Origin of the sequence: Bradyrhizobium erythrophlei, assembly GCF_900129505.1 — a bacterium.
Taxonomy (GTDB): domain Bacteria; phylum Pseudomonadota; class Alphaproteobacteria; order Rhizobiales; family Xanthobacteraceae; genus Bradyrhizobium; species Bradyrhizobium erythrophlei_D.
The window spans coordinates 4,821,153-4,846,986 of record NZ_LT670818.1 but is presented as its reverse complement, the minus strand read 5'-3'; the positions used below and the strand labels follow the sequence as shown (position 1 = coordinate 4,846,986).

23 protein-coding genes are annotated in these 25,834 nt (G+C 63.9%); 7 read left to right on the top strand and 16 right to left on the bottom strand.

Features of this window, described 5'->3' with window-relative positions; all coding sequences use genetic code 11:
• Window positions 1-101: 101 nt before the first annotated feature.
• From hpnE to B5525_RS22370, 4 genes are all read right to left on the bottom strand, one after another.
• Window positions 102-1,355 carry a hydroxysqualene dehydroxylase HpnE gene (gene hpnE, locus B5525_RS22385; RefSeq protein ID WP_079567947.1) on the bottom strand — a complete coding sequence of 418 codons (1,254 nt, stop codon included), beginning with the start codon at window positions 1,353-1,355 and terminating at the stop codon, window positions 102-104.
• Window positions 1,355-2,194: a presqualene diphosphate synthase HpnD gene (gene hpnD, locus B5525_RS22380; protein WP_079567946.1), complete on the bottom strand. Its 840-nt coding sequence runs from the start codon at window positions 2,192-2,194 to the stop codon at window positions 1,355-1,357. Before hpnD ends, hpnE begins: the two co-directional genes overlap by 1 nt.
• Window positions 2,191-3,069, bottom strand: a complete 879-nt coding sequence (gene hpnC / locus B5525_RS22375; RefSeq protein ID WP_079567945.1) for a squalene synthase HpnC — start codon at window positions 3,067-3,069, stop codon at window positions 2,191-2,193. The genes hpnD and hpnC overlap by 4 nt, the downstream gene beginning before the upstream one ends.
• A gap of 206 nt (window positions 3,070-3,275) precedes the next feature.
• Window positions 3,276-3,518 carry a hypothetical protein gene (locus tag B5525_RS22370; protein ID WP_079567944.1) on the bottom strand — a complete coding sequence of 81 codons (243 nt, stop codon included), beginning with the start codon at window positions 3,516-3,518 and terminating at the stop codon, window positions 3,276-3,278.
• A 497-nt stretch (window positions 3,519-4,015) separates the two neighbouring features.
• Here B5525_RS22370 and B5525_RS22365 point away from each other — a divergent pair, with 497 nt between their 5' ends.
• Window positions 4,016-4,516 carry a hypothetical protein gene (locus tag B5525_RS22365; protein ID WP_079567943.1) on the top strand — a complete coding sequence of 167 codons (501 nt, stop codon included), beginning with the start codon at window positions 4,016-4,018 and terminating at the stop codon, window positions 4,514-4,516.
• 199 nt (window positions 4,517-4,715) lie between these two features.
• Here the strand turns inward: B5525_RS22365 and B5525_RS22360 are convergent, their stop codons facing one another.
• The 5 genes from B5525_RS22360 to B5525_RS22340 all read right to left on the bottom strand — a co-directional run bounded on the left by B5525_RS22360 (window position 4,716) and on the right by B5525_RS22340 (window position 13,141).
• Window positions 4,716-6,404 carry a tetratricopeptide repeat protein gene (locus B5525_RS22360; protein WP_079567942.1) on the bottom strand — a complete coding sequence of 563 codons (1,689 nt, stop codon included), beginning with the start codon at window positions 6,402-6,404 and terminating at the stop codon, window positions 4,716-4,718.
• A gap of 203 nt (window positions 6,405-6,607) precedes the next feature.
• Entirely contained in the window at window positions 6,608-9,001 is a 2,394-nt protein-coding gene (locus B5525_RS22355; protein WP_079567941.1) for an efflux RND transporter permease subunit, read from the bottom strand.
• A 222-nt stretch (window positions 9,002-9,223) separates the two neighbouring features.
• Window positions 9,224-10,012, bottom strand: coding sequence for an ethanolamine ammonia-lyase subunit EutC (gene eutC, locus B5525_RS22350; protein ID WP_079567940.1), 789 nt, complete (start codon window positions 10,010-10,012; stop codon window positions 9,224-9,226).
• Window positions 10,013-10,015: 3 nt separating this feature from the next.
• Entirely contained in the window at window positions 10,016-11,602 is a 1,587-nt protein-coding gene (locus B5525_RS22345) for a B12-binding domain-containing radical SAM protein (RefSeq protein WP_079567939.1), read from the bottom strand.
• A gap of 156 nt (window positions 11,603-11,758) precedes the next feature.
• Window positions 11,759-13,141 carry an ethanolamine ammonia-lyase subunit EutB gene (locus B5525_RS22340; RefSeq protein WP_079567938.1) on the bottom strand — a complete coding sequence of 461 codons (1,383 nt, stop codon included), beginning with the start codon at window positions 13,139-13,141 and terminating at the stop codon, window positions 11,759-11,761.
• Between the two features lie 412 nt (window positions 13,142-13,553).
• Here B5525_RS22340 and B5525_RS22335 point away from each other — a divergent pair, with 412 nt between their 5' ends.
• Complete coding sequence (locus B5525_RS22335; RefSeq protein WP_244567534.1) at window positions 13,554-15,320, top strand: methyl-accepting chemotaxis protein; 1,767 nt, start codon at window positions 13,554-13,556, stop codon at window positions 15,318-15,320.
• A gap of 72 nt (window positions 15,321-15,392) precedes the next feature.
• On the opposite strand, the gene B5525_RS22330 is transcribed toward B5525_RS22335, so the two are convergent.
• Window positions 15,393-15,650 carry a LexA family protein gene (locus tag B5525_RS22330; protein ID WP_154073816.1) on the bottom strand — a complete coding sequence of 86 codons (258 nt, stop codon included), beginning with the start codon at window positions 15,648-15,650 and terminating at the stop codon, window positions 15,393-15,395.
• A 46-nt stretch (window positions 15,651-15,696) separates the two neighbouring features.
• Between B5525_RS22330 and B5525_RS22325 the strand changes: the two genes are divergently transcribed.
• Entirely contained in the window at window positions 15,697-16,836 is a 1,140-nt protein-coding gene (locus B5525_RS22325; RefSeq protein ID WP_079566206.1) for an IS630 family transposase, read from the top strand.
• A gap of 16 nt (window positions 16,837-16,852) precedes the next feature.
• Here the strand turns inward: B5525_RS22325 and B5525_RS22320 are convergent, their stop codons facing one another.
• Entirely contained in the window at window positions 16,853-17,548 is a 696-nt protein-coding gene (locus B5525_RS22320; RefSeq protein WP_338075050.1) for a GNAT family N-acetyltransferase, read from the bottom strand.
• On the opposite strand from B5525_RS22320, the gene B5525_RS22315 reads away from it, so the two are divergent.
• Both B5525_RS22315 and B5525_RS22310 read left to right on the top strand, forming a co-directional pair.
• Window positions 17,489-17,980 (top strand): GDSL-type esterase/lipase family protein, encoded by a 492-nt coding sequence (locus B5525_RS22315; RefSeq protein ID WP_079567936.1) that lies wholly within the window; start codon window positions 17,489-17,491, stop codon window positions 17,978-17,980. The two genes, B5525_RS22320 and B5525_RS22315, sit on opposite strands and share 60 nt — an antisense overlap.
• A 245-nt stretch (window positions 17,981-18,225) precedes the next feature.
• Window positions 18,226-18,477 (top strand): hypothetical protein, encoded by a 252-nt coding sequence (locus B5525_RS22310; RefSeq protein ID WP_079567935.1) that lies wholly within the window; start codon window positions 18,226-18,228, stop codon window positions 18,475-18,477.
• Window positions 18,478-18,681: 204 nt separating this feature from the next.
• Here the strand turns inward: B5525_RS22310 and B5525_RS22305 are convergent, their stop codons facing one another.
• Together B5525_RS22305 and B5525_RS22300 are read right to left on the bottom strand one after the other, a co-directional pair.
• Window positions 18,682-18,918, bottom strand: a complete 237-nt coding sequence (locus tag B5525_RS22305; protein ID WP_079567934.1) for a hypothetical protein — start codon at window positions 18,916-18,918, stop codon at window positions 18,682-18,684.
• A 104-nt stretch (window positions 18,919-19,022) separates the two neighbouring features.
• The gene (locus B5525_RS22300; protein ID WP_244567533.1) at window positions 19,023-19,613 is read right to left on the bottom strand and encodes a hypothetical protein; all 591 of its coding nucleotides are present in this window, start codon (window positions 19,611-19,613) and stop codon (window positions 19,023-19,025) included.
• A 416-nt stretch (window positions 19,614-20,029) separates the two neighbouring features.
• Here B5525_RS22300 and B5525_RS22295 point away from each other — a divergent pair, with 416 nt between their 5' ends.
• Complete coding sequence (locus tag B5525_RS22295; protein WP_154073362.1) at window positions 20,030-20,413, top strand: hypothetical protein; 384 nt, start codon at window positions 20,030-20,032, stop codon at window positions 20,411-20,413.
• A 482-nt stretch (window positions 20,414-20,895) separates the two neighbouring features.
• The gene (locus B5525_RS22285; protein WP_079567931.1) at window positions 20,896-21,114 is read left to right on the top strand and encodes a hypothetical protein; all 219 of its coding nucleotides are present in this window, start codon (window positions 20,896-20,898) and stop codon (window positions 21,112-21,114) included.
• A 44-nt stretch (window positions 21,115-21,158) separates the two neighbouring features.
• On the opposite strand, the gene B5525_RS22280 is transcribed toward B5525_RS22285, so the two are convergent.
• Genes B5525_RS22280 through B5525_RS22270 form a run of 3 tightly spaced genes read right to left on the bottom strand, consistent with a single transcriptional unit; the run spans window position 21,159 to window position 25,764 of the window.
• Window positions 21,159-22,361 (bottom strand): NAD(P)/FAD-dependent oxidoreductase, encoded by a 1,203-nt coding sequence (locus B5525_RS22280; protein ID WP_172899940.1) that lies wholly within the window; start codon window positions 22,359-22,361, stop codon window positions 21,159-21,161.
• Entirely contained in the window at window positions 22,358-23,236 is an 879-nt protein-coding gene (locus B5525_RS22275) for a transglutaminase family protein (RefSeq protein ID WP_079567930.1), read from the bottom strand. The genes B5525_RS22280 and B5525_RS22275 overlap by 4 nt, the downstream gene beginning before the upstream one ends.
• Complete coding sequence (locus tag B5525_RS22270) at window positions 23,233-25,764, bottom strand: circularly permuted type 2 ATP-grasp protein (protein WP_079567929.1); 2,532 nt, start codon at window positions 25,762-25,764, stop codon at window positions 23,233-23,235. The genes B5525_RS22275 and B5525_RS22270 overlap by 4 nt, the downstream gene beginning before the upstream one ends.
• Between the last annotated feature and the right edge of the window lie 70 nt (window positions 25,765-25,834).

Genomic DNA, 25,834 nt, shown 5'->3' with positions numbered 1-25,834 from the left:
CCCCGTTTCGATACAGGATCAAAACGGGACTTTAAATTATTGAACTGTCGCCTTTTTCAGGCGGGAACCGATCGCCGCTGCGCTTGAAAACGCGCTGGCGATCAGGACCGCCGCTTCGCCAGCACGAGGTCGGCGGCGCGGTTCCCCGACCGCACCGATCCCTCGATGGTTGCTGGCAACCCGGTATCAGTCCAGTCGCCCGCGAGAAACAGGTTTTTCCACGCCGTCGTGGCGCCAGGCCGAAGCGCGTTCTGCTCGGGCGTAGCCTCGAACGTGGCGCGGCGCTCGCGCACGATCTGCCACGGCGGCAGGTCGCCCCGCACGCCCCCCGCTTTGCAGACATCCCGCCAGATCGCCAGAGCGAGCTCCTCGCGCGGCATATCGACCAGGCGGTCGCCATTGCTGATGGTGACCGACAGCCGCTGCGGGAACGCGAACAGCCATTCCACCAGGCCACCGACGACGCCGGTCAGCGGCGGCATGTCCGCGCGCGGATCGAAGCGGAAATGGGCGTTCACGATCGCGCGGAATTTGGTCGGTGTTTTCAGGCCCGGCAGCAGCGACGCCGCGGGGCGCGGCGGCACGGCCAGGATCACGACATCGTCCGGCCCGAGCGCCACGCCGTCGCCGCCAAATTTCAATTCGCTGACGCCGGCCGGCGAAAGACCGAATTCGCGCAGCTCGTGTCCGAACTGGACGCTGGCGCCCTTGTCCTGCAGCAGCTTGACCGCGGGTTCGACCAGCACCGCGCTCAGGCCGTCCCGCGCGATCAGCGGCCGGCAGGCCTGTCCGCCCGCCAGCAGGGTCTCCCGCACCACGGCGCCGGCGAGCCCCGCGGAGCCTTCCGGCGGATCGACGTTGAGCGCCGCCAGCAATAGCGGCTGCACCAGCCGATGGTACAGCGTTCCCTCGCAGGGGATCGCGTCGCCGACCAGCTTGCTCTGCGCCGCCCATATCAGAGGCATCAGTGCGAGATAATCGCGCAAGCCCGTATCGGGCACCCGGCGCGACTCATCGAACACCCATAGCGGCAGCCGGCTTTCGCCGAGGTCGAGCTGCCAGCGCTGCCCGGTCGCCAGATCCACGAACGGAAACTGCGCGCGCTTCGGCCCGACCAGCCCCGCCTCGGTGCCGATCGAGCGCGCGTAGGCCAGCGCATGGCGATTGCCCGAGAGCAGGAGATGGTTGCCGTTGTCGATGGTCAGGTTGGTGGCCGCGTCGAAATAGGACCGGCAGCGGCCGCCGGCCTGCTGAGTGGCCTCGTGAACGCGCACGTTGAAGCCGGCATTGACCAGCCGAACGGCGGCCGAGAGACCGGAAATTCCAGCACCAATGATATGAACGATGTCTGGCATCAGATGAACGCGTAGCGGAGCAGAATGGCAATGCGGGCCATCTTGGTGACGCGAACCGGCGTGCGAGGGGACGCAAAGCCCCGTGCAAGCAGAAGATCCAGTATCGCCCGATAATATTTCGACATGATCCTCGGCGCGCGCACCGCGCGCCGCTTGTTGCGGTTCATGATTTCATCGGCTTTTTGGAAATGCAGTTTGGCCCGCTCGGCGAGCGGCAGGCATACTTTGGGCAAGGCCCGGTCGGCGATCACCCGCACCGGATCGTCGCCGGTGATTCCGGCCAGCAGCAGACCTTCGCGCGGCAAATACAGCCGGCCGAGGCCGGCATCCTCGTCGACGTCGCGCAGGATGTTGGTCAATTGCAGCGCGCGGCCGAGATGATGGGCGAGCAGGATGCCGTCGGCCTCGGGAAGTCCGAACACCCGCACCGACAGCCGTCCGACCGCGCTGGCGACGCGGTCGCAATACAGATCGAGCGTCGCGATATCCGGCGCGCGGATATCCTGCGGCACGTCCATCTCCATGCCGTCGACGATGGCCAGAAAATCCTCGCGCTTGAGGTCGAACTTCCGGACCGAGGTGACGTAATCGGCGAGCCGCGGCGGCGGATGGCCCTGATACAGCGCGTCGATATCGTCGCGCCATTGCTGCAGCGCTGCAAGCCGTTCGGGCCGCGGCCCGTCGGAATCGGCGATGTCGTCGACCTGCCGGCAAAAGCTGTAGATCTGAAACATCGCCTCGCGCTGCGCGCGCGGCAGGATGCGCATCGCCGCGTAGAACGAACTGCCGGACGCGGTGGTCCCGTCACTCGGGTTGGCTGCCGCCGCCTCAAGGCTCATGCGCCGGCCGCCGGCTTCGACAGAGGCCGGCGTCCCGCCGCCCGCCGGACCATCTCGCGCGCCACCCCGCCGAGGCTGTGGGCCAGCAGTTCGACCGGGTTGAGATGCACCCGTTCGCTCAAGGGATCGCGCACCTTCAGCAGGCGGACGATCCGGTCGGCGAAAGCCTGGATCACGGAGATCTCGAGCCCGAGCCGAAAATCCTTCACCTCGGCGCTGAGCGACTTGCTTTCATCGAGCAGCGCCTCGGTGCGCACCGCGAGCGCATGCAGGCACTGCAGGAGCTGGGGCGATGCGCGCCCCTCGCCGAGCGCCTCGACCGAAGCGCCGGCTGCCGCCAGCGCGTCGCGGGGCAGATAGACGCGATTGAGGTCCCTGAAATCCTTGCCGCAATCCTGCAGGTGATTGTTGATCTGCAGGCCGGCGCACAGCGCGTCGGAGGCCGCCCAGGTCGATGTGCTCTCGCCGTGGACGTCGAGCATGAAGCGGCCGACCGGCATCGCCGAATAGCGGCAATAGTGGATCACTTCGTCCCAGTTCTCGTAGCGAAGCTTGGTCACATCCATCCGGAAGGCGACCAGCACGTCGAGCGCATGGCGCGGCGGCATCGACCGCTCCGCCAGCGCGCGCCGCAGATTGACCGCCTCGGGCTGGCTGTCGCCCTGCCCCAGCAGTTCGGCTTCGAGCAGATCGAGAAGCCGGAGCTTTTCCTCTCGGGCAAGCGTGGCGTGATCGGCGATGTCGTCGGCGGTTCGAACAAAATTGTAGAACGCAAGGATCAGCGCCCGGTGACGCGGATGGATGATCCACGACGCGACCGGAAAGTTTTCGTCGCGGTGCGTCTTGCCGGATCGTAGTTGGCTCGCGCTCGTCATCAGCAACTGGCTACATTCGCTAGAAACAGTGGCTGCGCGCGCGTTAACGATTGCCCGCGCATGCCTGGGGATCGCGGCCCCCATATAGGGGAATACGACACCAAAACCAATGCTATCTGCGATGTCCGGGAGGCCCGAATGAGGCCGATAACAGGCCTATTAAGTCAATAGACAGGCCTATTGCGACGGCCGCCGGAAACGCGCGTCTATTGCCCGTGGTTCTTCAGCACCAGTTCGCAGGCCTTGGACAATTTGGGACGATTTTGCTGCAGGCACGCCAGAACGGTGAAATCGCCTTGGTCGATCACCGGACGACAATAGCGCTCGACGTCGCGCGTACAGGCCGCCTGCTCTTCCGCGGTGCCGCTGCGCTGCGGCTGCGGGTCGGCGATGGCACCGGTAGAAACCGATAATGACAACAGGATGAGTGCCAGGGAAAATTTACGCATCGTGTTCCTTCATTCTGACTGACGGCAGAGGATTCCAATCCCGCATGATGCAAGACATGACCGGGACCGACTGGGCGGATTGCAAGCGCCGCGAAACGCGGCAACGAGAGGACCAGAAGCGCTGGTAAATGCGGCCAAATTTACGGCGATACCAACGCGAATCGCGATCCTCTGCGCCCGGATTCAATGACGCTATTAACCGGTTGATATCAAGGGATTATTTTTTCGTTGGCCATTTGGCATGTGGCCGTTGCAAACTGGCCACGCCTGGAACCAGCTTATCGGAATCCAAAACCTAGCTGTTTCGATCTGCCGACGCGAAAAAGCGGTTCGCTAGCGCCGCCCGGTTTGTGTCATTATGTAGTTGGATGAACCAGTCAGCGTCATCGCGCGCGGCGTTCGATGTGTCATTTGAACCTGACACACTGCGGCGATACTAAATCTTCGATGCGGCGAGACGTATCTTTCATTGGAACGTCAATTTGAGGGAAATGCGAATGAAACTGTTTGGCTCCAGCCTGTTTAGGCAGGCGATCAAGTCTGCCGGCGTCGGCGCCGTCCTCATGCTGTCGGTGACGGCGAGCCATGCCCAGTCGGGCCCCTTTGCCGGCTTTAGCGGTGCATGGTCCGGAAACGGCACCGTGGCCCTCTCCGACGGCACCATCGAGCGCATCCGCTGCAAGGCCGACTACAAGGTCGACGGCACGGGCCTCGGCCTGAAGCAGAGCCTGCATTGCGCCAGCGACAGCTATAAATTCGACCTGAGCAGCGATGTGCAGAGCCAGGGCGACCGGATTTCGGGCTATTGGAGCGAAGCCAGCCGCAATGTGAACGGCAGTCTGCAGGGCACCGCCGGCGGTGGCAGGATCGAGGTGTTCGTGCAGGCCGCCGGATTTGCCGCCAGCCTGACCTTGCAGACCAATGGCAACCGGCAGACCGTCGAGATCAGCTCCAAGGGCGAGATCAAGGGCGTGAACATCACGATGGTGAAGAGCTGACGCCGCAGCCTCTCGATCATGATCCGATCGGGAGCCTGACGGCTGCGGCATTCCGCACATCCGCTCCGCCTCGGCAGCGACCAGATTGCACAGCGCACGAATTCTCGCGGTGCGCCGATGATCGAGATGTTCAGACACACGCGCTGCGCGTCGGCGGTCCGACGCGGCGATCTCGCGCCGTTTGCGTTTCACGCCGTCTTCATCTTGGAATGTTTGCTGTCAGGTATAGGACCGGGTCCGCCCGCTTATTTTCGACCAAATCATGCAGGGCTGTGCGTACGCGGTCCACCACGCCGCGCCAATCGCAGGTGTCGGCTTGCCTGAACAGGCGCGCTGTCGGATACCAGGGACTGTCGTCCCGACCGAGCAGCCAACGCCAGTCGGGAACAAACGGCAGCAGAACCCACACCGGCCGGCCGAGGGCGCCCGCCAGGTGAGCGACGCTGGTATCGACCGAAATGACGAGGTCGAGGTGCGAAATCAGCGCCGCCGTGTCGGCGAAACTTTCGAGCGACTGGCCAAGGTTGATGATATTGCTTCGCTCCGTCAACGCCGCTTCGTCGCCGACGCGGAGATCTTTTTGCAGGCTCACGAATGTCGCCGCGACATCGAACAGAGGCGATAGCGCATTGAGCTCGATGGATCGCTTGCGATCGTCCCGATGTGCCGGATTTCCAGACCAGACCAAGCCGATCCTGGTTCGATCTTTTGGCCCAAGCCGCGCTTCCCAGTCCTGCCCATGCACTGGCGCGCACAAATACGGCGTCGTCGACGGAATTGTGTCGAGCCGGGTTCCGAACGCCAACGGCAGGCTGAGCAACGGGCAATGCAGGTCGAAATCCGGCAGCGCCTCCCCCTTGGAGACGCAATGCGACACACCAGCAAGGCCGGACATGAGTTCACGAAGCGGCTCCTGAACCTCAAGGATAACGCGAGCACCGCGCGCGGCGACCAGAGGGGCGTAGCGACAAAATTGGATCGTGTCGCCCAACCCCTGCTCGCTGTGGAGGAGGATCGACTGACGGTCGAGCGTCTCCGCACCAAGCCAGAGGGGCTGCGTGAAATTGCGCCTCGACAAGCCGGACGAACCGCTCTTCCAGCGCCATTCGCTCTTGGCCCAGCCGCGCTCGAAATCGCCGGTGAGCAGGCTAAGCAATGATTCGTTCCAATGCGCGTCGGCAAAGTCGGGATTGAAACGAATGGCTTGTCGGCAGGCGGCAATGGCTTCCTCGAGCTTGCCCTGGTCCTTCAGCGCTATGCCGAGGTTGGAATGTGCGTCGGCAAAGTCGGGCCTGATGCGAATAGCCTCGCGCGCGGCGGCAACCGCCTCGTCGAGCCTGCCCCGGCCCTTTAGCGCTATGCCAAGGTTGGAATGCGCCTCGGCCAGGCCGGGATTGAAGCGGATTGCCTGGCGACAGGCGGCGACCGCCTCGTCGAGCTTGCCCTGGTCCCACAGCGCATACCCGAGGTTGGAATAAGCCTCGGCATAGTCGGGCCTTAGTCGGATGGCCTGACGATAGGCGGTCATTGCCTCGTCGAGCTTGCCTTGATCCTTCAGCACGACACCAAGGTTGGAAAAATAGACTGGATTGTGTCCGTTCTGTTTAATGGCCTGGCCGATCAATTCGACAGCCAGATCACGGCGTCCCACCTGGTGAGCAATGACACCCAGCAGGTGCAGCGCGTCCGCATGGTCTGGATGGGCCGCCAGCACTCGCCGATAACAGGCCTCGGCCTCGGTCAATCGTCCCGCCTGCTGGTGCTTGAGACCTGTCTGCAGGAGTTCGGCAGCACCGGGCGTAACCGCGGCTGCGGCTGCGGTCTCCTCAAGCGAATTGTTCGACGCCCGTCCAAATTTGGCCGCGGCGCGGCGCTGTTTGCGATTCATGAGCGCACTCTGAGCTGAACCAAAATGTTCGACTTAGGGAACGCAATGCGCCCTGACCTGCCGCCAATACCCCCGCCGGGGACCCAAGTCGAGTACGCGGTTCGGCCAGGGAGCGCCCGAGTTCGCCGTCACCGATATCATTGAAAAGATAAACAAAGATTTCGCGGACGCGGCCGTCGGCGACGTCCGCGCATGCCATCGACTTAGCCGTTGGGTCCGGCTTCCTCCGCCGGCTTGGCGTGAGTTTGCGTCCCGCGCAGCCGCTGCGACAGGTTGATCAGGAACATCGACGTCGGCCGCAGGATGAAGAGATCCGCGATCAGCGCCGCGACCATCGAGAAGGCGCTGAGCCAGCCGAACAGCCGCAGCGACGGCAGGTCGGAGAACACCGTCACCACCAGGCCGCAGGCCAGCACCACCGTGGTCAGGATCAGCGCCGGGCCGACCAGCACGGTGGCGCGTTCGACCGCCAGTTCCGGACTGACGCCTGGCCTGGATTCGAGTCTGAGCCGGTTGAGGAAGTGAATCGTGGCACTCAGTCCGAGGCCGAACGATACCGTCAGCGCCACGACGCTGGCGAATTGCAGCCCCTCCCCGAGCAGAAACAGCACCGTGCCCGACAGCACCACCGGGAAGATGCCCGGCAGGATGCAGGAGAACATCACCACCACCGAACGGAACGCCAGCCCGATGAAGACCGCGACCAGCGCGAACTCGATCGTCAGCCCGCGATTGAGCTTCTCGATCATGTTGGCACTGTTGCGGGCGGCGATCGCCGACAGGCCGGTGACCGCGATCTGGTAGCCAGGATGCGCCTTGCGCACCGCGTCCAGCGTGCGATCGAGATTCTCGACGACGGGAAGAATTTGACTTGAATCGAGATCGGGCACCCGGCCCGAGACCACCACAGCATCCTGCTCGGCGGAAATGAAGCGCCGCACCAGATATTTGGGAATGACGTCGACATATTCCCTCAGGGTCGCGACGTCATTGCTTCCCGCCTTTTCCGCGAGCCACCGCCGCAGCGTTTCCAGCGACCAGACGTTGCCGACGCCGGCCTGCTTCTCCACCGTGGCGTGGACATCGGCGATGGTCTGCAGCGTTTCCGGTGAATAGAGCGAGGCGCCCTTGGGGAATTCGATCAGCACGTCGATCGCATTGGCGCCGGTGAGTTTGGCGTCGAGACGGCCGCTTGCCGCCACCGCCTGCTGCTTGTCCGGCACCTGGTCGGCGAGCCGGTAACGCGGCTCGAGGTTGGCATAGACCACCGCGAGGCCGCCGACGAAGATCACCGCGATCAGGCTGAACAGGCCGGGCCGGCTGACCATGCGCACCGCGATCCAGTAACAGAAATTGCGCAGCATCTGGACGCCGGCGTCGGCACCCTGGAATTTTACCGCGAAAACCCTTTCGTTGCGAACCAGCAGCACGCCGAACACCGGCACCAGCGACAGCACCGCGATCAGCGCGATGATAGTGGCGGCCAGTCCCGCCTCGCCGAATTTCCGGATCAGGTCGGAGTTGGAGAATTGCAGCGCGATGAACGAGATGCCGGCGGTGCCATGGGTCAGCACACAGGCCGGCCCGACCACCAGCACGGCGTTCTTGAACGCGGTGAATTTGTCCTGGCCCGCGATCAGACGGTCGCGCGCCGCGAAGGTCAGCTGCATCGAGTCCGAGAAACTGATGACCATGATCAGCGGCGTCATCACGTTCAGGAACATGTTGAGGTTGAAATTGGCCCAGCCGAGGCCGCCGAGCGCCAGCACGATCGCGATGATCGGCGGGAAGGCGGCGACGATCATGAACGATATCTTGCGGAAAAAGATGATCGCGATGATGCAGCCGGCCAGGATGCCCAGCACGTTGTAGGTCAACCCGTCGCGCTTGACCGCATTGCGGATTTCGAGCTGCATGACGGGAACGCCCGACAATTCCGCGTTGAGGCCGGAGCCCTGGAGGTCCTCGGCCATCGCCTTGCGGATATCGCCGATCGTCCTGGCGAGGTTGTTGCTGGCGACCACGTCCGGTTCAAGCGACAGCACGACCAGTGCCAGCGTGCCGTCCTCGGACAGCAATTTTCCGCGGATGATCTCGTTGGATTTGACGGTCTCGATGAACTTGTCGTAGTCGGCGCCCTGCGGCAGGTCCGAGGGGAACAGCGCCGCCGGCAGCTTGCCGGGCGCCGGCGCCTGGCGCGCCGAGAACAGCGAAATCAGGCCGCGCGTGCCGTCGACGAGTTGCAGATCGGTGACGAGATCGCGCAGCTTCTCGAGGTTTTCGCGCTTGAGCAGCGTCTTGCCCTCGACCACGACCAGAACGTCGAATTCGACCGCCGGGAAGCGCTTGGTTTCGGCCTCGTATTGCCGGTATTCCTTGGAATTGGAGCGGAACAACTGGCTGAGCGAGTCGTCGATCTTGATGCGGTCGATGCCGAACAAAGCGGCAATGACCAGGCCGACCAGAATGAGGCAGGACAGAATCGGCGCCTTGACCGCGATCAGCCCCAGCCGCTCCAGCCCGAAGGCGATGCTCGCGCCCGGCCGGTGCTCGTCCTTCTCGACGTGAACCTCGCTGTCGCCGTTCTTTTCGAGCATGCCCTGTCCAGTCCTCACATCAGCTCAATTTGTATAGCTTAAATTCCCGGGCGCGAATGAGGCCGCGACGGGCCCTGTTATATCGGCGCTAGCCGTTGAAAATATAGGATAAATCTGCTGCGACAGATGTAGCAGGTCTGCCCCGCTTCTCGCAAGCGCGCGAGGGTCGGCAAAATCGCCGCGGATATTGCGATATCCGCCTCAGCTCTCCGGTTTGTGACATCAGCTCAAACCTGAGTTCGCGGCGATGGGGCGGGGCGCCGCCTCCCCGCTTTCATCCTTGAGCGCGACGCCGGTCACCCCGCGGGACAGGCCCTCGCGAACCAGCCACGCAATCCTGAACGCGGCCTCGTCATAGCCGAGCCCCTTGCTGTGGATATTGGAGACGCAATTGCGCTCGGCATCCGTGCGGCCGGCCTTGGGCGCAAAGGTCACATAGGCGCCCAGACTATCGGAGGCCGACAGGCCCGGCCGCTCACCGATCAGCATCAGGATCATGCCGGCGCCGAGAATCGCACCGATCTCGTCGCCGAGGGCGACGCGCGCACCGCCCGCGACCACGGCACGGCCGATTTCGATGCCGTCGACGAGAAGTCGCGGCACCAGACTATGGAGGAGCCGAGTGGCATGCGCGTTGACCGCCGTCGGCGACAGGCCGTCACCGACGACGACCGCAAGCCGGCAGGCGGCGCCGCCATGGCCCGCCAGCAGATGCTGCGAGGCCGGGTCGAGCATCCGTCCGAGATCCGGCCGCCGCAGATAGTCGGTCCGGTTGCGGGCGCGGCTATGGACCTCGATCGCCGCAAGGCCGAGATCGTGCAGGCCCGACACGATCGCGGGCGAATCGAAGGCGGCATGAACGGCATCGCGGGCACGGGCATGGTCGAGCGTGAAGTCGAGCAGCGCCTCGGTCGGCAAGCTGGCGCCGACGCGGCCAAGCCCGACCCTTGCCGGGGTAAGGTCCCGCAGGTCGGTCAGCGAGCGGGACGATGGCACGAGCGGTTTCGTCATCGGTTACTCGGCGGGAACCGAGGCCTCGCGCAGCCGGATCGAATAGTTCGAGGCGCTGTGCTGTCCGACCGAGGCCAGCCGCGCGAACGTGATCAGATGATGCGCGACGAGGGCTACCGAAATCAGCCCCTCGATGTCGCCGTGCTTCAGGCGGGGCAAAGCGAATTTCCAGAACACCTTCCTGTAATCGCCGAGCACGCCGACTTTCCAGAAAATGTTCCGGAGCATGATCAGCCCGCGCTTGATATTGGCCCAGGTCTTTTGCTCCGGGGTCACCGGCACCTTGATGCGGTTGGCATAGGTGAAATCCACCTGGTGCTGGTAACGGGCGTAAAGTCGCTCCGGCTCGAATGCGACTTTCATGCATTTCTTCCAGGATTCGACGACCTGGTCATAGGGCAGCAGGAAATCGACGTTTGAATCGCGGCTGTCGTCCTCGATCAGCCGGTTTTCGCGCGCAAGGCGGTCCCACAGCGGCGTCTTCGGCAAAGCCTGCAACAGATTGATCGTCAGCAGGGGAATCCGGGATTCATCGACAAAGCCGAGCAGCGCCTCGCCGGTCTCCGGCTTGTCGGTATCCAGCCCCATGATGATGCCGGAAACGACCTCCATCCCGTAGCCGTTGATGGTGCGCACGCCTTCCAGGATCGGGACCATCATGTTGTGGTCCTTGTGCATCGCCTTCAGCGCGTCGGGATCCGGCGTCTCGATGCCGCAGAAAATCGTGACGAAGAACGCCTCGCGCATCTTCTCGAGAATCTCCGGTCGCTTGGCGATGTTGAGCGTCGCCTCACAGGCCAGCCGCATCACGTAGCCGGTCCTCTTCTGCCACTCGACGAGATGCGGCAGCAAATCCAGCGCCGCCTTGCGGTTGCCGATGAAATTGTCGTCGACGAAATACACCGAGCCCGTCACCCCGCATTCGAGCAGCCGGTCGAGTTCGGCGGTGATCTGCTGCGGCGTCTTCAGCCGCGGGTTGCGGCCGTAGAGCCCGGGGATGTCGCAGAATTCGCACTGATAGGGACAGCCGCTCGAATACTGGATCGAACCGAGAAAATATTTTTTGACTTCGGCGAGTTCGTAGGCCGGAATCGGGAAGTCGGTCATGGCGACGCGGTCGTTGGTCTTCAGCACCACCTGCCGTTCCGGCCGCGCCGGATCGCGCGCCAGCCGCGCGATCAGATCGTCGGTCGCATCGCCGAGTTCCCCGACGTGGAGATAGTCGAACGAGGGATAGTAGTCCGGGCAGGCGCTGACCGAGGGACCACCGATCGCAACCGCAAGATCGAACGCATGGGCGCGGCGGCAGATGTCGTTCATCTGCTGGCGCTGGATGTGCATGCCGCTGACGAACACCGCTTCCGCCCACTCGAAGTCTTCCTTCGAGGCGAGGCGGATATTCTCGTCGATGAAGCGGACCGGCCAGTTGGCGGGCAGATAGGCCGCGATCAGCAACAACCCCTGCGGCGGCATGAAGGCCTGGACGCCGTCGGTCAGGGGATAGGCGTATTCGAACGTGCCGAACGAAGACGTATAGCGCGGAAAGACGCACAGGATACGTCGTACCGTCTCGATGCCCTCAGCTCTCATCAGATTTCCTCTGCGATATCCGGCAAGACCCGAACAAAGTTAAGCATGCCCATCAACGCTCGGCTATAAATTCCTCAAGATTGTGGCAGCGGTTCCAACCCGCCGGGGATCGAATGGTTGCCTGAAAACGACTCCGGCGGCGGCCTTTTGCCGCCCTCATGCGATCAGGCGCGAAGCAAAATCGGGCAGCTGCCCCGTGTTGCCGGACAGGCGAAAATCGGCGTCGACAAGCCCCGTGCGTAACAGCCAGTCGTCGAATTCCGGCGCCCGCTTCAGGCCGAACAGATCACGGACGTAAAGCGCGTCGTGGAACGAGGTGGATTGGTAGTTCAACATAATGTCATCAGCCCCCGGCACCCCCATGATGAAGGTAACGCCGGCCGCGGCGAGCAGCGTCAGGAGATTGTCCATGTCGTCCTGATCGGCCTCGGCATGGTTGGTGTAGCAGACGTCGACGCCGAGCGGCAGGCCGAGCAGCTTGCCGCAGAAATGGTCCTCGAGCCCGGCGCGGATGATTTCCTTGCCGTCATAGAGATATTCCGGGCCGATGAAGCCGACCACGCTGTTGACCAGAAGCGGATCGAACGCGCGAGCAACGGCATAGGCGCGCGCTTCGCAGGTCTGCTGATCGACGCCGTGATGGGCATTGGCCGACAGCGCCGAGCCCTGCCCGGTTTCGAAATACATCACGTTGTTGCCGACGGTTCCCCTCTGCAACGACAATCCCGCCTCGCGGCCCTGACCCAGCAGCGAAAGATCGACGCCAAAGCTCCGGTTGGCGGCTTCGGTGCCCGCAATCGACTGGAACACCAGATCGACCGGCACGCCCTGCTCGATCAGGCCGAGCGTGGTCGTCACATGGGTCAGCACGCACGACTGGGTCGGGATCCGCAGCCGCATGATGATCTCGTCGAGCAGCCGCAGCAGGCCGCCGATGACCGCCGGATCGTCGCTCGCCGGATTGATGCCGATGCAGGCGTCGCCGGATCCGAGCATGAGCCCGTCGAGGATCGAAGCGGTGATGCCTCTGGCATCGTCGAAGGGATGATTGGGCTGCAGCCGCGCGCTCATGCGCCCGCGCAGGCCGATGGTGTTGCGGAAGGCCGATGTCACCTGGCATTTCTTCGCCACCAAGATGAGATCCTGATTGCGCATCAGCTTGGAAACCGCCGCGGCCATCTCCGGCGTGATGCCGCGGGATAGCTTCCGCAGCGTTTCACCGGTTGCCGCGTCCGACAGCAGCCAGTCGCGGAACGCGCCAACCGTCAGCGGAGCAACCGGCGCGAAGGCCGACCGGTCGTGCGTATCGACGATCAGGCGGGTGACTTCATCGTCTTCATAGGGAATCACCGCTTCCTGCAGGAATTGCCGCAAGGGAACGTCCGCCAGCGCCATCCGCGCCGCGATCATCTGCTCGGCGCTCTCGGCTGCGATCCCGGCCAGCCGATCGCCCGAGCGCGACGGCGTGGCCTTGGCCAACAGATCGCGCAAATCCGTAAAGACGTAGCTGGTGGCATCGATGGTGCGGCGATAGGCCATGGCGGCTCCGGGGCCACCGGGGGTGATGGCCTGCACCAGATTATCAGCCCGAAGTCCGGCTGGCCGGAAGCAGAGATTGTATGCAGCGTTGCGCGCTTGGGTGCCCAATTACCAACCATCCAGGGAATGCTGCTCAATTACCGGACGCCCCCTGGGGACTTCGGTCGGCGTCCCGGCATACCCTCCCGACCTGCGGCACCCGGACCAGCGATCAACTCGTAAGCGCTTGATATCTATACTGGATATCTGAAGGCCTGCGATGGACCTTGGCTTCCCAGAGCGGCGGTAGCATCATACAAATTGCGCGCAACTGAATGAATCAGGTCAAAGTTTAAAGACTTTTACACGAAGCTTTTGCATGGTTTTTAGACGGCCGGCAGCGCTGACCGGCCTCCCGAAGAGAGACCGTGCGATGCCTGAAATGTCGAAATCCGCGAGCCAGTCTTCCGGCTTCCCCTTTGCGTCGCGGTTGTCGCTCGCAGCCAAGCTGTACTCGACCTTCGCGCTGATCGCGCTTTTGACCGCGGCCACCGCGGTGCTGTCTCACTACAACACCCAGCGGAACGGAGCGCTGACGGAGGCGATCGAAACCGCCAACCGCGCCGCCCTCAATGTCCAGCGCGTCAATTCGCTGGTCTACGCGGTCGTGATGGAATCCCGTGGCGTCTATATGTCCGCCGAGCCGGCCGACGTGAAGAAGTACGGCGACGGGCTTCTCAAGTTCAACGACCAGATTCTCGGCGTGGTCAAGTATTGGGAATCTATCATCCAGGCCGACGATGCCGAGCAGTTCGCGACCTTCAAGAAGCGCATCGAGCAGTTCGTCGAGTTCCGCAAGGAGCTGGTTCGCCGGGGCATCGAGATCAATGCCGCCGCGGGCCGCGAATGGGGCGACAACGACGCCAATCGCGCGGTGCGTTCGGCGCTGAACAAGGATCTCGAGGCGCTTTCCAGGGTCTATGCCGAGCGCGGCAAGCAGATCACCCAGCAAACCCAGATCAACCGCGACATGGCCCTCTTACTCACCGCACTCGGCGCCCTGACGCTGGTCGTGGTCGGCTTCGGCGTCGTGATCATCTCCCGCTCCGTGGCGCGGCCGCTTTCGCTGATCACCGCCACCATCAAGCGCGTCGCCGAGGGCGATGAGCAGGTCGAGGTTCCCCATACCGATCGCGGCGACGAGATCGGGGCGCTGGCACGGGCGATCCGCATTTTCCAGGAAGCGATGGACCGCAACCGCAATCTCAATTCGCAGATCGGGCGGGACGCCAAGGCCCGCGAGGAGCGGGCCAGGCATATCGAGGCCTCGGTGGAAGAGTTCCGCGGCGCGATCGGAGGCGTACTGCGCGCGGTGACAGAGAATGCCACTGCCATGCGCCAGACCGCGCAGTCCATCACCAAGACGGCGTCCGACGCCAACGGACGCGCAGTGGCCGCCTCGAGCGCGACGGAGCAGGCCTCCAGCAATGTGGCCGCCGTCGCCAGCGCGGCCGAAGAATTGTCGGCTTCCGTCGAGGAGATCGGCCGGCAGGTCCGTCAATCCGCTGCAGTCGTCGAACAGGCCGGTCTGCGGACCGAGAAGTCGGTCGCCGAAATCGAAAGCCTCGCCGCGGCGACCCAGCGCATCGACGGCGTGCTCAACCTGATCCAGACCATCGCCGAGCAAACCAATCTTCTGGCGCTGAATGCGACGATCGAAGCCGCACGCGCCGGCGACGCCGGCCGCGGCTTCGCGGTGGTGGCGCACGAGGTCAAGGCGCTGGCCGAACAGACGGCGAAGGCGACCTCGGAGATCGGCCAGAACGTCGGCCTGATCCAGTCCTCGACGCGCAGCGCCGTCGATGCCGTGCGCGAGATCGGCGGCGCCGTCAGCGACATCAACGACGTCACCTCGAACATCGCCAGCGCCGTCGGCCAGCAGGACGCCGCGACCCGCGAGATCTCCTCCAACGCGCAATCGGCGGCCCAGGGCAACGAGACCCTGGTCGCCAATATCGGCTCGCTGACCCAAGCCATCGGCGAGACCAACAAGGCGGCGACATCGGTGCTGACGGCGTCCAGCGACCTGACCGCGACGGCGGAAACGCTGTCGCGCGAGGTGGACAAGTTCTTCCATAATCTGCAGGTCGATCCGCTCGACGGCCAACAGGCGCGGCGGGCCGCTACCGCGGGCCGCTGAGGGTCAAACAGCCAGGCAACGCGAAACCGACTAGTACCGCTGCACGGTGAATTTGACGGGTTGAATACTGGATCAAAGTAGCTCGGGAAGCTGCTGAGGATCAACGAGGAGTTCGATACTGCGGGCGACCCTCGGCTGCCGTCTGATGAAACCTGCCCGTTCGAGCGTCAGCACCATCTGATGAACGGATGGTGGGCTGACGCGAAAATATTCTTGCATGTCGGCTTCCGCCGGCGGCCTGCGATGCAGCCGCGTGTAGAGGTGGATAAACGCCAGATACTGCCCTTGCTTGGGCGTGAAGTTTTTTGCAGCGGGACTCACGCCGGCCATCCGATTCAGCTGTTCGTCCAAGCCTCACACGAGCGAGGAGGCAGGGATGAATGTACGCTATCGGGTCGAACTGAGCCAAACCGAGCGGGCAGAACTCACAGCGCTTTTGAGTGGCGGCAAGCACGCCGCGCGCAAGCTCAAGCGAGCGCAGATTTTACTGGCTGCCGATGCAGGCGCGAGCGACGAAGCAATCGCCACCGGTGTCGGCGCAAGCGGCTCGACTATCTACCGGACCAAGCGCCGCTTCGTGCTCGGCAACCTGGAGGCGGCGCTGAGCGAGGAGCCGCGCCCCGGAGCGGCCCGCAAGCTCTCAGGGAAGGAGGAAGCCCTGCTGGTTGCGACGGCCTGTTCGAGCCCACCCAAAGGCCGGGCGCGTTGGACCCTGGAACTCCTGGCGGGCGAGTTGGTCAGGCTCACCGAGCACGACGACATCTCCCGAGAGACTGTGCGCCGGCGCCTGGCTGAAAACGACCTCAAGCCCTGGCGCAAGGACATGTGGTGCATTCCGCAGGTCGACGGCGAGTACGTCGCCCGCATGGAGGATGTGCTCGACCTTTATGCCGAACAGCCCGATTCGAAGCGCCCGGTGGTCTGCTTCGACGAGAGCCCAACCCAGCTCATCGGCGAAGTCCGCCAGCCGATCCCAGCCGCGCCGGGCCAACTTGAGCGCTACGATTGTGAGTACAAGCGCAATGGCACGGTCAACCTGTTCATCTTCCTCGACGTGCACCGGCCCTGGCGCAAGGTCAAAGTCACTGACAGCCGCGCTGCGGTCGACTTCGCCGCCTGCATGCGCGAACTCGCCAATGTTCACTTCCCAAAGGCAGAGCGCATCCGGGTCGTGTTGGACAATCTATCGACCCACTCAGTCGGCGCGCTTTACCAAGCCTTCCCGCCGGCCGAGGCGCGACGCATCTTGCGCCGGCTGGAGTTCCACTACGTCCCCAAGCACGCCAGCTGGCTGAATATGGTGGAGATCGAGATTGGCGTGCTGCGCAGTCAGTGTCTGGACAGACGCATCGACAACCGGCAACAACTCGTATCCGAGATCGCCGCCTGGGAGCGGCAGCGCAACGCTTCACGCGCCCGCATCAAATGGATGTTCACAACCGAGAAAGCCCGCGCCAAAATGGGCCGTGCCTATCCCTCGGAAGGCTCTAAAACGCCCTCGCCCAATGAATCATAATCACTGTGCGGTACTACTAGCCCGCGTGCGACACCAGCGGCTTGGACATTGGATACCCTGAACTGGTTCCGAATTTGCCGACAGGCGCCCCCTCCTCGGCATAGCCGTTCGCCAGATAGAAACGCCGGGCCGTCTCGGTGCTGGTGAGGGTGCACTGCGAATTGCCGCGTTCCACGGCGCGGGCTTCGAGCGCCGCGAGCAGGCCCCGGCTGACCCCGCGAAACCGCGCATCCGGCGAAACGTAATTCAGCGTGATATTGCCCGCATCGGTGACGGCGCCGACCGCCAGGATGTTGCCGCGCTCGACGGCGACCAGCACCGAACTGCCCGGCTCTGCGATCCATGATTGGAAGATCTCCGCGGTCTTGTTGCCCAGCCATCGCGCCAGGATGGCCTCGTCATTGCCGTGATCGGCCACGCACAGCTCCGCGATCGATCGTCGCATCACCAGACAAGCAGCGTCCGCGTCCTCGGCTATGGCGTTTCGAATTTCCATCTTCGTATCATCCCACCTGGCCGCATCGGCGACAACCTTGGCCGGCGGCGCCAGCCCCAAGCTGAATTCTTGATTTCCGCGCCGGACTGTTACAGGCTGGGGTTGCACAAAGCCCAATTGTGACGAACGCTTTTTGCGGCATCGAACCTTCCAGACATGTTGAGACACTTGATCCTCATCTGCCTGCTGTGTTGTGCCGCCACGACGACATCCCATGCCCAGATCGTGGCGCTGGGGGCCAGCAGCACCGCCGGATACGGCGTCGGCGCGTCGGCGTCGTTTCCTGCCCAGCTGGAAGCCATTCTTCGCGCGAGGGGCCGGCCCATGTCGGTTCGAAACGCGGGAATAAGCGGCGATACCACCGGCGGCATGCTCGCGAGATTGTCGAACGCGGTGCCGGAAGGAACGAAGATCGTCATTCTCCAGATCGCCGGCAACGATGCGATGAAGGGGATGAGCCTCGCCAACGCCCAGGCCAACCGGGCCGAAATCCGCAAGGAACTGCACCGGCGCGGCATCAGGACCATCGAAGCCGACGGCTACGGCATGGCGGCGCTTCGCAGCGGCCTGAGGCAACCGGACGGAATTCACATGACGGCGGAAGGTCATCGCAGGGTCGCCGAGCAACTCGCGGCGCAAATTCGATGATGCGAAGGCCGGGCTGCTGCCACTCTCGAGCCATCGCCTGTGCGATCGATTGGTTTCAAACGCTGCGTGATACGACAGCATCCACTTCGTCAGCCCGCGCCGGAGTTTGTGATCGGACGATTCGCCGGCCTCGCGGGTCGTTGAAACAACGTGACAACCTGTTCTCTTTAAACGGTCGGTCGCCTCTCTCATCTCCATTGAGAAGCCGAACCTTGTCGGCTTCTCACATCGTATGGAGAAATCAGATGACTAAACTGAAATTTATGTCGGCTGGGCTGATCGCCGCAGCCATGCTCGCGACTCCCGCGATGGCGCAGGAAGGCCGTGTCATGTCGCGGCACTTCGCGGCGACCGCTGATGCAGGCACCACGCCTCCCGGCGCGTTCTACATCGACGGACGCGCCTGCATTCCGGCTCCTCGCGTCGGCGCATACGCCACGCAGCCCTGGACCAACACCAGGGACGTCCCTTGCGAGCCCGCGCCGGGCTATTACTGATCCGTCCCCCGTCACGACGCGGCTTTGCCACTCGGTGCTGCCGGCAATGAAGCCGGATCGATATCGGTCCGGCGCGAGCAACGGCGTGACTGCACGCGAAGATGCCGGGCCGGACGCGACGTTCCATCAACCCGACTTCTCCGCGGCGATGAGCCGCTGATTTGCCGTGCGGATGTTGCGTCGCGCCCATCCGTGCATTCGCCGTCAAGGCACGGCCAGCTTGATCGTCCGGTCGTCGCTCGATGCACTGATCAGACGATCTCGAGCCATCGACTCGATCATTGCCCAGTTCTCCCGCAGCAATGCGGTCGCGTCCGAAATGCTTTGCGCCTCTACCTTGACGCTGCAAGCTTGTCTTCCGCCGTTGCTCGTTATTTGAAAATGGAACGTATAGGCTGTCGTCTCGGCGTCTTTGCTGGCCGGCCGGCATCCGCGGCGCATTTTGGTGTCCCCCCTTGGTGCGTCGAACCGGGACACTTTAAATTTACGATCTTGCTTTTCGTACGGCGCGTTGATGGCGAGCTTCGTCCGGCACTGGAGCCGGATTAGGGCTTGGCCTTCGGCGAGGAGGCAAACGCATTCTTCACTGCCGCCGAGAATTTTTCCCAGCTGCAACTCAGTGAAGCTTCCTCGCAGCGCCCCGATTTCGATCGATCGAGCGGCCGTTTCCTCGGCAGCAATATCATCGGAGGCCCGAGGGGTTGCCGGGCACCTTCCAGATCCGCCTGCAGCCGCTCGTTCTGTTTTTTCGCCAGCTCGGCCGAAATAGCCTCTCGCCGCTGGGCATCGAGGAAGCCCATATATTCGCGGTCGATCTGCTTGCGCTCGTCGGCTGTGGGATTGGGGCCCGCGATGTCGAAATTGCGGTTCTGCATGAAGTCGTAATAGGTGTAGCCCCCGCCCGGCTTGCGCCGGCCTGCGAACCGCGCGTTGCACGCCGTCGACAAGGCGCGGCGCTGGTCATTGTCCGGCGATTTGACCTCGACCTGTTCGACGCACTCTTCAAAATCCCGGGCAGACGGGGGCTGCGACCCCTGAAAGGCCAGCCACCCAACGGGGAGTGCAAGCAAAGCCAGCACAAGCCCAATGGATATGACGAGACGCTTTTCGGCGTCACCGCTCAGAAGTTCGTGCATCCGCTAGAATCCCCACCTGATTCTACACTTGTGCAGCAAATGCGGGTTTTTGCAGGCAAACATCGGTCGATGTAGCAACGCGGCCACAGTCGGCCGGATTTTCGATCGAGGAAGAATCTCGCCACGATTGAGCGCCGATTGTCGAACAGAGTGGGATCGTTGCATACAAGAAGGTTGTAGTCATGCGATCCGTAAAGGCTATTGCAAGATTGGCGTCGGCAGCGGCGATCGTCGGTTCTCTATTTGCGTTCAGCTGGGTCAGCCTTGCGCTGCTCGGCTACTGAGTCGGACTGGTGCGGCGTCGGCCGCACCAGAACGTTTTGAGGCGAGATGGAGGCGGTTCGCGGCAGGAAAACGCGTCGAATCAGGGAGCTGGAGCCCGGTTTTGATTCCGTCGGGGCGGAAAAAGCTCTAGCGTGACATTGCCTTTTTACCCTTTTCGATTGCGGCACCGCAAAGTGATCACGATGATTTCGAAATCCATTTTATTCCTCTGCGCAGCGTTAATGCTGGCAAATTGCTGTGCACTGGGAACCGATTGTGCGCCGGCATCGGGAGCGCCGGTGGCGTGGGACGGACTGGGCTCTGCCCCGACGGACAGCGCACAGCCGGTTGAGCCTCCGCCGCCGCCCAAGAAGCAGGCGCGGGCGAAGCGAGAAATCATCATCGGCCCGCTCAACGCGGCGACCGCCGAGCGGACCAACGTTCGATCAAAGGACGAATGGGAGCAAGATCTGGCAGCGGATCGGAATGACGAAGCCAGCCTGAAGCGTAAACTCAAGATTTGCAGCAGCTGCTAGCCGACGGCCCGCCCGTGCCGGCGCGATGCCAAACCGGCTGCCGCTTCTGATCTCGAACCGGAGGTCGTGCCGGTCGTAGCTTCAAGGCGGCCAGCGCAGCAGAAATCCACCGAATGTCAGCTTTTGAGGGCGGGTTCCGCCGTTTAGCCCGCCACTCTCCGAGCAGGCGGTACCAAGATGAAGCTCTCGGTTCCGACTTTTTTGCCAGCTTGGGTGAACCAATGCCCGTTCGAGGACTTGGTCCTGCAATTGGATTGAATTGCAACAACTGGAACCATCATGACGAGCCCAGGGACAAACGGCGTCCACCTCGATCGGATCCATGCCGGCGCAATTTGCAAAGAGATCGGTGAAGCGCTGCATGCCACGCTGACGGGAAATCCGAATCGGTTACCGCCCCATCTTCTGCGCCTGACGGAGCGATTTGACCGCGTTGACTGCGGTAACGCTGCCTTCAAGGCATCGACCGAGACTGAAGCGCGATGAAAGACTTTTCCAACGCATCGTTTCCACCTGAAACCCTAACCGTCATGAGAGACGCCCTGGATGCGGCGGTGGCTTCGCTGCCGGAACCGGTCAGCTCCGCCCATGTGCAAGCGCTGGCCGAAAGCATCCTTCGCACCGCCAAGGATGGCGAGACAGATCCGGCAACATTACAGCGAATGGCGCTGATCGAGCTTCAGATCTCGCCCCGTCATTGAGCCGATGGCCCGATACGCGCCCTGGACGTCATCTCGCCCTGGCGTTAGACGTGCCGGCCCGCGGCATATCCCGACGACCACGCCCATTGAAAATTGAAGCCGCCAAGCCAGCCGGTGACGTCGACGACTTCACCGATGAAATAGAGCCCGGGGACGGCCCTCGCTTCGAGCGTCTTCGAGGAGAGGCCCACCGTATCGACACCGCCCAGCGTCACTTCGGCGGTTCGATAGCCCTCGGTCCCGACCGGCCGGACGCGCCATTGTGTTATCGCCGCGGCAAGTTTCCCCAGCAGCATGTCGGAGAAATCGGCGATCCGTTCCGGACCGCCGACCCTGTCGGCGATGGCGCGCGCCAGGCGCTTCGGCACGAGGCCGGCGAGCGCGGTCGCCATTTCCTGTCGGGGATGCCCCCCGCGCAATTGCTTCAGCCCGGTTAGGGCGTCGATCCCCGGCGCCATATCGACGACGATGTCCTCGCCCTCGCGCCAATAGGACGATATCTGCAGGATCGCCGGGCCGCTCAGCCCGCGATGGGTAAACAACAATGCCTCATCAAAACGCGTTTTCCCGCAGCTCACGATCGCCTCGACCGAGACACCCGCCAGATCGCCGAATTGCGCGAGCAGCGCGGCGTCGAAGGTCAGCGGCACCAGCGCCGCCCGCGGCGGCACGATCTTCAGGCCGAACTGCTCGGCGATTTTGTAGCCGAACCCGCTCGCCCCCATCTTCGGAATGGACGGACCGCCGGTGGCGACCACCAGCGCGCCGCAGCGAAACTCACCCTGGTCGGTGACGACGACAAAGCCATCCCCGCCCTTCGAGACCGCCGAAATGCGCACGCCCAGACGCAACTCGGCGTGGGCCTTGCGGCACTCTTCCAGCAGCATGTCGACGATCTGCTGCGACGAGCCGTCGCAGAACAATTGCCCGCGCGTCTTCTCGTGCCAGGCAATGCCATATCGCTCGACCAGCGCGATGAAGTCGCGCTGGGTATAGCCGCTTAGCGCCGAGGTGCAGAAGCGCGGGTTGTCCGAGAGAAAGTTGGCGGGGCCGGCGTGCAAATTGGTGAAATTGCACCGCCCGCCGCCGGAGATGCGGATTTTCTCGCCCGGATGCCGCGATTGCTCGAGCAGCAGCACCGAGCGCCCGCGCTGGCCGGCCCCGGCGGCGCACATCAGGCCCGCGGCGCCGGCGCCGAGGATGATGACGTCATGGAAGTCCGGCTGCAGATGGCGGGCGTGGGTCATTCCACCAGCAGCACATCCACGGCGACGCTCAGCTTCTGTTTGCGCGACCCCACGATGATGCCGTCGACCGGCGAGACGTCGGAGAAATCCCGCCCCACCGCGAGCTCGATATGGTCGTTCTCGACTAGGATATCGTTGGTCGGGTCGAAGCCGACCCAACCGGTCTCGGCGCCGCACCACAGCGAGACCCAGGCGTGGGTCGCGTCCGCGCCTTGCAGCCTCGGCTTGCCCGGCGGCGGGACGGTGCGCAGGTAGCCCGAGATATAGGCCGCCGGCAGCCCGAGGCCGCGGAGCCCTGCGATCATCACATGGGCAAAATCCTGGCAGACGCCGTGGCGTTTCTCGAACACTTCCGTGAGCGGCGTCGAGATCACGGTGGCCTTGGGGTCGTATTTGAACTCGGTGCGGATGCGGTGCATCAGGTCGACCGCGCCGGCCAGGATTCCCGCGCCCGGCGGAAAGCTTAAGGCCGCATAGGCGGTAACCGGCCGCTGTACCGGCACCAGCGGGCTGGCAAACACGTAGCCGATCGGCGACGCCGGCCCGAGGCTGGTGGCCTCGAAGGCCACGTCGCGGACGCTTTCCCAAGAGGGGCTTGGCGCGGCCCGGCCCGGTGCCTGCCGGGACACTGACACCCGCGACCTCGAATCGATGCGCAGGTTGCGATGCGCGGTCTCGATCAGGATGCTCTCGGTCAGGGTGCCGAAGAAGTCGCGCCGGGCGGTGCGGTCGGCGGGCTTGGGGCGGATATCGACGCTGTGCGAGACCAGTTGCTGCCCGTCGCCGGTTCTCGGCTCAAGCCGGAGCGAACACCGGGCGAAACTGACCGGGCTTTCGTAACTATAGCTGGTGACATGGCGGATGTCGTAGATCACGCCAGCCCCGTCAGCTTCTCGGGCCGGCTGGCGTTGGGCCCATGCGGGAAATAATGCAATCCGATGGCGTCGGCGAGGTTGAGCAGATCCTGCTCCAGCGCGAACAGTGTCTTGGTGTCGAGGCTCGATGCCTCCGCCGTCGTCAGGCCCGCCTGCAGCGCGACCGCGAGCCGCTGCGGCCGTTCGATCAGCCCTCCCTCCTTTAGGGTCGGCAGGCTCGCGATGTGCTCGTTCAGCGCCGCGACCTGGAACGCGACCGAGCGCGGATTATAGGGGTCGAGCACCACCAGATCGCGCACCGGCGCCAGCAGCGGACCGACCAGGTAGCGCGAGCGATAGGTGATCTGGCAATCCACCAGGGTCAGCAGGATGTCGAGATCCTCCCCGCCGGCCTCGTCACAGGCGAACTGGCGGGCGAACCGCACGGTGTTGATGGCACGCTCGGCGCGGCGGCCCATTTCGAGAAAGCGCCAGCCGGCGGCGCGGTTCATGTTTTCCTGCGCCAGGCCTGCGAAGCTCGCCAATTCCTGCAGCGTCAGTTCGGCGGCGCTGACCACGCCGTCGTCGTCTTCAACCTCCTGCGCAAGACGTTCGACCATCTCCGTAATGACCTGCCAGGCGTCGGGCGAAAGCCGTTCCCGCAAGGAAGTCGCGGTGCGCTGCGCGGCGCGTACCAGCGACAGCGCCGAGCCGAATTTGTCTTCAGACTGAAGCGCTTCCGCGGCGATCTTCGCGGGTTGCGTTCGCGCCGTTTGCGAGGTTGCGCCCCACGTTACGAGCAGCCGCTGAATTCGCTCCAGCGCGTGCTGCACGGGTGACGATCCCTTGCCGGGATCGCGCTGCGATGTCCCGAGCGCCCGCACCAGCCGCAGCGTCGCCTCGGCACGCTCCAGATAGCGGCCGAGCCAGAACAGGTTGTCGGCGGCGCGGCTCGGCACCACGCCGGCGATGCGCCTGATCCGTACCGTGTCGACCGCTGGAAGCAGCGTGGTCGCCGGCACCGCCTTATCGGAGACTACCCAGACATCCGCAGCCCGCGCGCCATCGCCCATCGACACGGCGCGCGCATCGGTCTGTTCGGCGATCCGGCAGAAGCCGCCGGGCATGATGGTCCAGCCATGGGGGGTAGCGGCGGCGAATACCCGCAGCACGAACGGACGCGGCGTGATCCGTCCCTCGTCCCACACCGGCATGGTCGACAGCCGCACCAGTTCCTGGCCGACATAGTCGATGCCGCGATCGTTGATCGCGCCCCTGAGCCGGTCGCGGTCGGCCGCCGACAGCTCGCCGGCGAGCACGGGCCCGCTCCCCGGAAAGCCGGGAACGCCTCGCGCATAGGCGCCTTCGATGGCGACCTCGTCGAGCCGCGACAGCACCTCGTCGCGGGCGGCCTTCTGGCCGCACCACCAGGTCGCGATATTCGGCATCTTCAGATCTTCGTCCAAGAGCCGCCGGCTCAGGCTGGGCAGGAAGCCGAGCAGCGCCCTCGCCTCCATCACGCCCGAGCCCGGCATGTTCGCGACGACAACGCCGTCCTTTCGCAGCACGTCGATGAGGCCGGGCACGCCGAGCTGCGAGGAGGCATCCAGTTCCAGCGGATCGAGAAAATTGGAATCGACCCGGCGCAGCAGCACGTCGAGCCGTTTCAGGCCGGCGACGGTGCGGATGTGAATGCGGTCGCCGCTGACGGCGAGATCGTCGCCCTCGACCAGCAGGAAGCCGAGATAGCGCGCCAGCGTGGCGTGTTCGAAATAGGTCTCGCTGAACTGGCCCGGCGTCAAGAGCCCGATGCGCGGTTCGTCGCGGTCCGCGCTGCCGCGCAAGGCATCGCGAAAGGCCTCGAAGAACGGTGCGACCCGCTCGACGTTCATCGACTTGTAGAGCGAGGTGAAGGCGCGCGACAGCACCAGCCGGTTCTCCAGCGCGTAGCCCGCGCCCGAGGGTGCCTGGGTGCGGTCGCCGAGCACCCACCAGCGCCCATCGGGTCCGCGGCCGACATCGGCGGCATAAAGACTGAGATAGCGGCCGCCCGGCGGTTTGATGCCGCAAACCGCGCGGAGATATTCGGCGCTGCCGGCGATGGCGGCGGCGGGAATCGCGCCTTCGGCAACCAGCCGGCCCGGGCCGTAGAGATCGGCGAGCACCAGCTCCAGCAATTGCGCGCGCTGGACGATGCCCGCGCTCAGCTGTTGCCAGTCGGCCTCGTCGATCAACAGCGGCAGATGGCTCAGCGGCCAAAGCCGGTCCGAGGTTTCGCCGGGCGCGCGGTAGGTCACGCCGGCTTCCCGCAAATGCCGGTCGGCGGAGCCGAAACGCCGCTCGATTTCGCCCGGGCTCAAGGCTGCGAAGGCATCGAAAAACCGGTTCCAGACCGCCCGCGGCTCGCCGTCCTGCGCGATATATTCATCGGGAATTCCCGGCAGGCGGGCGTAGTCGCGCGTCCACTGCGCCACGCGCCGGTTGGCCGAACGGACCTTGCTTCCCTGGCTGCTTGCCCGGCCGCCTTCCTGGCCGTCGTGTCCCGCCATCCCAACTACTCCAGCCCAGAGCCCCGTTTCGATAGAATCGAAACGGGGCTCTGGATTCTTAATTGACACG